This window comes from Haloferax sp. s1 (assembly GCF_058382125.1).
In genome coordinates, this window is sequence record NZ_JBZRPK010000508.1 from 1 (window position 1) to 6,141 (window position 6,141).

Below are 6,141 nucleotides of genomic sequence, written 5' to 3' on the forward strand. Positions count from 1 at the left end.
CCGCCATCTCGAACGTCGAATCCGACGAAACCGAGAACTGGGTCGTCGGCTGCCGGTGTGTCTGCATTCGGGTCTGCACCGGTTTCCGCGGTTGCAATGCGGACCGTCCGGTCTTGTATCAACCGACGCATTGCCCGTTCCGGCGCATCGGCGACGGCGGCGAGGGCCTCGGCGTCCGAGTCGACGGCGTCTCTGACTTTCATAGCTAAACGTTTCGCCCCTTCGTTCATAAACCTCCGCACAAAGAAGGGTTAGGGACCGTCTCGGCGGCGGATTCGCCGATGTCGGCAACGGTTGAAAAGGAGGACATAGTTATACGTCCCCCCGCGTTAGCCCCTCGCATGTTTGAGCACCGAGAGTCGCAGCGACACGACGCAGCGGAGGGACGATGCGCGTAGTCGCGAAGTTCGGCGGCACCTCTCTTGGGAGCGGTGACCGAATTAATCGCGCCGCGGACTCTATCGCCGCGGCCGTCGAAGAGGGACACGAGATAGCCGTCGTCGCCTCTGCAATGGGGTCGACGACCGACGACCTGCTCGACGAAATCAAATTCGAAGCCGACGACAGAGACCGCGCCGAAATCGTCTCGATGGGCGAGCGAACCAGCGTTCGGATGCTCAAGGCGGCGCTCGCCGCTCGCGGCGTGGATGCACTGTTCCTCGAACCCGGGGCTGATGACTGGCCGGTCATCGCGAACGACCTCGGCGAAGTCGATGTCGAAGAAACCCAGCGGCGCGCCGCGAAACTCGCCGAGGAGTTAGACGGCGTCGTCCCGGTCATCACGGGCTTCCTCGCACAGAACCTCGAGGGCGAGATTACGACCCTCGGCCGCGGCGGCTCCGACACGACCGCCGTGATGCTCGGCAGGTACATGGACGCCGACGAGGTCGTCATCGTGACCGACGTCGAGGGTGTCATGACTGGCGACCCGCGCGTCGTCGAAGGTGCGCGGAACGTCGGCCGAATCACCGTCGACGAACTCCGAAACCTCTCGTTCCGCGGTGCCGAGGTCGTCGCGCCGTCGGCGCTTTCCTACAAGGACGAAGAACTCGACGTTCGCGTCGTTCACTACCAACACGGTGACTTACTCACCGGCGGGACGCTCATCGAAGGTGAGTTCCACAACCTCATCGACATGCAGGAGGACCCGCTTGCGTGTCTTACCGTCGCGGGACGAGCGATTCGCAACCGACCGGGTATCCTCGCGGACCTCTCTGTCGCCCTGCGCGACGAGGACATAAACGTCGACTCGGTCGCCTCCGGGATGGACTCAATCACGTTCTACGTCCTCGAAGAGGAGTCGAATCAGGCGGAGGCAGTGCTTCACGACCGCGTCGTCGCCGACGAAGCCCTCTCGTCTGTCACCGTCGAAGACAACATCGCCGTCATTCGCGTCACCGGCGGTGAACTTCCGAACCGGCCGGGTGTCATCCTCGAAATCGTCCAGCCGCTTTCCGAGGCGGGCATCAATATCCACGATGTCATCACCTCCGCAACGTCTGTCGCCATCTTCGTGGCGTGGGACGACCGCGAGGAGACACTCGAAATCATCCAAAACGAGTTCTGAGCCGGTTCGACTGCTTCTGAGACACGCTATCGTCAACGTGTCTCTCCGAGGGAGTCCATCGTGGATCACCGTCTACCATGGACCATCGCCCACTACAGACCATCGTCCACCACGGACCACCGCTATCTCTTGAACCGGGCCGGATTGGACCGGTTCGGACTCGGACAGGCTAGCCAACTCACTGGCCTGTTCAGCCGAGACAATAGCCTACCCAGCCGAGACACCGGTCAGAATTGACGGTCCATGGTGGCAATCAACACAGACACCAACACCGATGTACAGAATAGCCCGAAAACGACGAGAAACAACCGTATCTCCCCTGTTTTCCGCCTGCATTATTCTTCACATTCACGGCCGTATAGGGTGGTATGCGCTCATACAAGGCAAAGATGGTCGAACCCATCGAACTTCCCTCTCGCGAGGAGCGGGAGGCCGCCATCGAACAGGCGGGGTACAACGTCTTCAATCTCGACGCTCGCGATGTCTACATCGATTTGCTGACCGACTCCGGCACGGGAACGATGTCCGCAGACCAGTGGGCAGCGATGATTCGCGGCGACGAGGCGTACGCCGGCAGCGAGTCGTTCGACAACCTCGCCGAATCCGTCCGCGATGTGATGGGATTCGAACACGTCGTTCCGACCCATCAGGGACGCGGTGCGGAGAACGTCCTCTACGGTGTGCTTCTCGAAGACGGCGATGTGGTCCCGAACAACTCGCACTTCGATACGACGCGGGCGCACATCGTCAACCAGGGTGCCGAACCCGTCGACTGCCCGTCGCCCGCCTCTCGCGACCCGAACTCGACCGACTTGTTCAAGGGGAACTTCGACCTCGACGCGGGTCACGCCCTCGTCGAGGAAGTCGGTGCAGATTCGATTCCGGTCGTCGTCCTCACTATCACGAACAACTCCGTCGCCGGCCAACCCGTCTCGATGGAGAACATTCGCGCCACTGCCGAGTTCGCAAGCGACATCGACGCGATGTTCGTCATGGACGCCTGCCGGTTCGCGGAGAACGCTCACTTCATCCAGACCAACGAGGCGGGTTACGAGGACATGTCTATCGCCGAAATCGCCCGCGAGCAGTTCGAACACGCCGACGCCATCACGATGTCGGGGAAGAAAGACGCCCTCGTCAACATCGGCGGGTTCGCCGCGATGAACGACGAGACGATATTCGAACACGCAAAGCAGCGGGCGATTCTCTACGAGGGCTTCCCCACCTACGGCGGCCTCTCTGGCCGGGATATCGAGGCGATGGCCGTCGGCCTCCGCGAGGCGGTCACGCCGCCGTACATCGGCGAGCGCGTCGAGCAAGTGGCCGAATTGGGTGACTTGCTCTCCGAAGAGGACGTCCCCGTCTACCTTCCGACCGGAGGTCACGCCGTCTACCTCGACGCCAGCGAAATCTTCTCCCACATTCCGAAAGAGCAGTTCCCCGGGCAGGCGCTCGTCTGCGCGCTCTACCGCGAAGGCGGCGTCCGCGGCGTCGAACTCGGCGGATTCGCATTCCCCGGCACCGACCGTCCGGACCTCGTCCGTCTCGCGCTCCCACGGCGGACGTACAGTTTCGAACACCTCGAACACATCGCTGAGACGGCCGTCAAGGCGATGGAGAACGCCGAGGAGTACGAGGGTCTCGAAATCATCGAGGAACCGCCGATGAAGGAGCTTCGGCACTTCTCGGCGCGACTCGAACCGACCTCGAACTGAAAGCGCTCGCATCCCGCCGTCTTCTGACTGCCTTCTATTCGCTTCTATTCGCCTTCTCGATTCACTTTCCTTCGTAGAGTCGACTCGCGAGCCGTTTTGGCAGTCCGACTTCGCGGACGCGCTCTGCGACTCGGTCGATGTCGTAGTTGACCCGGTGTTCTTCGACCGTCATCGTCTCGAGGTCGACGACGGCGTAGGCCGCCCGCGGGTCGCCGTCGCGGGGTTGCCCGACGCTTCCCGGATTGAGGACGATTCCCTCGTCGTAGATTTCGTGGCCTTGGATGTGGGTGTGCCCCAATACGAGAAGGTCTTCGCCCGAAAGCAGCGCGGGTGAGAAACCCTCCGGGTAGGTGTACCGGTCGGGGTCGTCCGGGTGGCCGTGGGCGAGTCGAACCCGGCCGTTGGCGACGGTTCGCGTCTCCGGAAGTGATTCGAGCCAGTCGAGTGATTCTGGAGACAGTTCTTCGCGGGCGAAGTCGACGCCAGCGGCGGCCATGCTGTTGAACCGAAAGCCGGTCGCGGCTGTGACTGCTCGGTCGTGGTTCCCGGAAACGGTCGGCACGTCCCGCTCCGACAGCGTGGTCACGCACTCCTCGGGCCACGGATTGTACCCCACCACGTCGCCGGCGCAGACGAGTTCGTCGACCGGCGGCAGCGATTCGAGGACGGTATCGAGTGCCGGGAGGTTTCCGTGCACGTCCGAGATAACGCCCAGAAGCATGGCTCACGATACGGGTCCTCGGGTGAAAAGTACGGGGCTGAAGTCGGTGACGGGACCGACTCGGTTCGACTACTCGCCGTTGTAGAAGGCGGTTTCGACCGACTCGCCGACGGTCGCCGCGGCGGCACAGACCGTGTGTTCGAACTCGTGGTTGTAGAGTTCGCGGGCCGCATCGGCGGCGCTCTCGGCCGACAGGTCGAACGTCCGCGGGTCGTCTTCCTCGTAGGTCGCAACCAGCGTCGGTTCCTCGACCGCTTCGACGACGAGTGCGTCCTTGCGGACGATGCCGATGTACGCGTCGTCGGCACCGACGACGCCCGCGATTCGCGGCGTGTCGTAGTCGTCTTTCTCGTAGTCGAGTGCGAGCAGAATCTCGGCGAGTGCGTCGCGCGGCGGGTAGCCGAGGTCGAGTTTTTCGGCGATTGGGTCGACCTGTGACCCGTTTCCGACGACGACGTACTGACCACCCTCGCGGACGCAGTTGTAGGCGATGTAAGGGTTGTCAGTCTCCGGGGCATCGGGCGTCGGCCCGACGGTCAGGGCTCCGTCCCGGTCGACGACCTGTCGATTCGGGAAGGACCGAGAGGAGACACGATAGGCACCGATTCCGGGACCGACGACGACGAATCGTCCGACGTACATACACGACAGTGGATAGAACAGGGGCAAATAGTTGGTGGTTTATGCACGTCTGTTCTGTTGTATGTCACTAGTTTGCACGCGAGGGCCGACACGCAACGTTTACAAATGCCCACGAATTACGAAGTGATGCGAAGTTCCATGGGGTAGTGGCCAATCCTGTTGCCTTCTGGGGGCAACGACCCAGGTTCGAATCCTGGTGGAACTATACTGGTTCGCGCGGTTCGAACGTCGGAAGGTAACTTCCGGAAGTTCGAATCCTGGTGGAACTATTCTTCGTTCTCTACACTCTTCGGGGCGACGCTGTCCCCTGTTCTCCAGTTGAAACGAAGGGGTTACTTTTGGAAACTGAAGGGGTTCGTTTCGAGTGGAAACCGATAGACTGCAGTCCGGTAAATCGTGAGAAACCCAGATACAGCAGCCGAGCCGTGGATTCGACTCAACGGTCGACCGCGAGAAGTGCGACGCGCTCGTTGACGAGTGCGGCGAGGTCGCCGTCCGCCGCGGCGCGTTCGTCGTCGCCAATGTCGAAGAAATCGCAGACGAGCGATTCGTCGTAGTCTCCGAGCGTGTCGGCGGGCGTGAGGTCGAGCCGGTCGAAAAGCGCCGCTTCTGCGGCGTCCTCGTCACCGCCGTCGACGAGAATCACGACGGGCACCGTCCCTTCGCTGACGCCGATTTCGAATGCGCGGTTAATCTGGCGGCGGCCGCTGGCGTAGAGGATGAATTCGACGGCGCGGTCGCGGGCGATTTCGTTGCCGCGGGAGATGGCTCGGTCAGCGAGTTCGACCGCCCGTTCGAGGTGGCTGCGGCCCGCGATGTACCGAGCATCGAACGCTTGAATCGTCGCTTCTGTTTCGTCGGAGACCGCTCCGACGGTAGCGGTGAACGCGTCGAGGTCGGAGACGGTCGCTTCGGCTTCGAGTACTCTCATTCGAAATCACCTAAACTCGCCTGCTGGTCGGCACGCTCTTTCGCCGTCTCGAATCCCGAATCGTCGGGGACCGCATCGTCCGGCGCGTCGGACTCATCGATGTCGTCCATCGACGGGTCCTTTCGACCTGCCGCTTCGAGGATGTTTTCGGCGGTCTTCCGCCGACCACGGAGAGCGGCGAGGATACGCGACTTGTCCGCCTCGCGGAGGTCCGAACGGGTCTCGACACCGGCCTCGAACAGCCGCCGCGCGCGTTTTCGACCAACACCGCGGACGCCCGCGAGGTTGAGGAGTTCTTCGCGGACGCCATACTCGACGCGCTTTTTGGCCTCACGGACAGCGTAGACCGAATCAAGGTCCAGTTCGGAGGCGAGTCGTTCGGCCGCGCCTAAGAGCCACTCCGCCGTGTCGACCTTTCCACGGATGTCGCCCGGCCCGACCCCGTAGCGCTCCGTGATTCGGTCTTCGTCCACCTCGCCGACCCAATCTTCGAGGAGTTTGGCGGTCTTGAGCGCCGAGAGCCAGTCTTCGAAGGCGACGTCCTCGTACTCGGTGGGAACGCGAC

Annotated in this window: 6 protein-coding genes, 1 tRNA gene and 1 pseudogene; 3 read left to right on the forward strand and 5 right to left on the reverse strand. The window is 62.4% G+C overall.

The window, feature by feature from the left end:
• Nucleotides 1-203: pseudogene (locus QT222_RS08205) on the reverse strand (hypothetical protein); the annotation flags it as partial.
• A 185-nt stretch (nt 204-388) separates the two neighbouring features.
• Here QT222_RS08205 and QT222_RS08210 point away from each other — a divergent pair.
• Both QT222_RS08210 and QT222_RS08215 read left to right on the forward strand, forming a co-directional pair.
• Nucleotides 389-1,567, forward strand: a complete 1,179-nt coding sequence (locus tag QT222_RS08210) for an aspartate kinase (protein WP_004058824.1) — start codon at nt 389-391, stop codon at nt 1,565-1,567.
• 368 nt (nt 1,568-1,935) lie between these two features.
• On the forward strand, nt 1,936-3,282 hold the full coding sequence (locus QT222_RS08215; protein WP_004058822.1) for a tryptophanase: 1,347 nt from the start codon (nt 1,936-1,938) through the stop codon (nt 3,280-3,282).
• A 61-nt stretch (nt 3,283-3,343) separates the two neighbouring features.
• Here QT222_RS08215 and QT222_RS08220 read toward each other — a convergent pair whose 3' ends face one another.
• Together QT222_RS08220 and QT222_RS08225 are read right to left on the reverse strand one after the other, a co-directional pair.
• Nucleotides 3,344-4,003, reverse strand: coding sequence for a metallophosphoesterase family protein (locus QT222_RS08220; protein ID WP_004058820.1), 660 nt, complete (start codon nt 4,001-4,003; stop codon nt 3,344-3,346).
• 69 nt (nt 4,004-4,072) lie between these two features.
• Nucleotides 4,073-4,645 carry an IMP cyclohydrolase gene (locus QT222_RS08225; RefSeq protein WP_004058819.1) on the reverse strand — a complete coding sequence of 191 codons (573 nt, stop codon included), beginning with the start codon at nt 4,643-4,645 and terminating at the stop codon, nt 4,073-4,075.
• 132 nt (nt 4,646-4,777) lie between these two features.
• On the opposite strand from QT222_RS08225, the gene QT222_RS08230 reads away from it, so the two are divergent.
• Nucleotides 4,778-4,850 (forward strand) — tRNA-Gln (locus QT222_RS08230).
• Nucleotides 4,851-5,081: 231 nt separating this feature from the next.
• Here the strand turns inward: QT222_RS08230 and cgi121 are convergent.
• Both cgi121 and QT222_RS08240 read right to left on the reverse strand, forming a co-directional pair.
• A complete protein-coding gene (cgi121, locus tag QT222_RS08235) occupies nt 5,082-5,576 on the reverse strand; it encodes a KEOPS complex subunit Cgi121 (protein WP_491476880.1) in 495 nt (164 codons plus the stop codon).
• A partial coding sequence (locus QT222_RS08240; RefSeq protein WP_491476881.1) for a helix-hairpin-helix domain-containing protein occupies nt 5,573-6,141 on the reverse strand: 569 nt, incomplete at its 5' end. The genes cgi121 and QT222_RS08240, both read right to left, overlap by 4 nt.

What these genes read in the sequence shown, in the direction of transcription:
- QT222_RS08210 (WP_004058824.1), top strand. Translation starts at nt 389, where the DNA reads ATGCGCGTAGTCGCGAAGTTCGGCGGCACCTCTCTTGGGAGCGGTGAC.
- QT222_RS08215 (WP_004058822.1), top strand. Translation starts at nt 1,936, where the DNA reads ATGCGCTCATACAAGGCAAAGATGGTCGAACCCATCGAACTTCCCTCT.
- QT222_RS08220 (WP_004058820.1), bottom strand. Translation starts at nt 4,003, where the DNA reads ATGCTTCTGGGCGTTATCTCGGACGTGCACGGAAACCTCCCGGCACTC.
- QT222_RS08225 (WP_004058819.1), bottom strand. Translation starts at nt 4,645, where the DNA reads ATGTACGTCGGACGATTCGTCGTCGTCGGTCCCGGAATCGGTGCCTAT.
- cgi121 (WP_491476880.1), bottom strand. Translation starts at nt 5,576, where the DNA reads ATGAGAGTACTCGAAGCCGAAGCGACCGTCTCCGACCTCGACGCGTTC.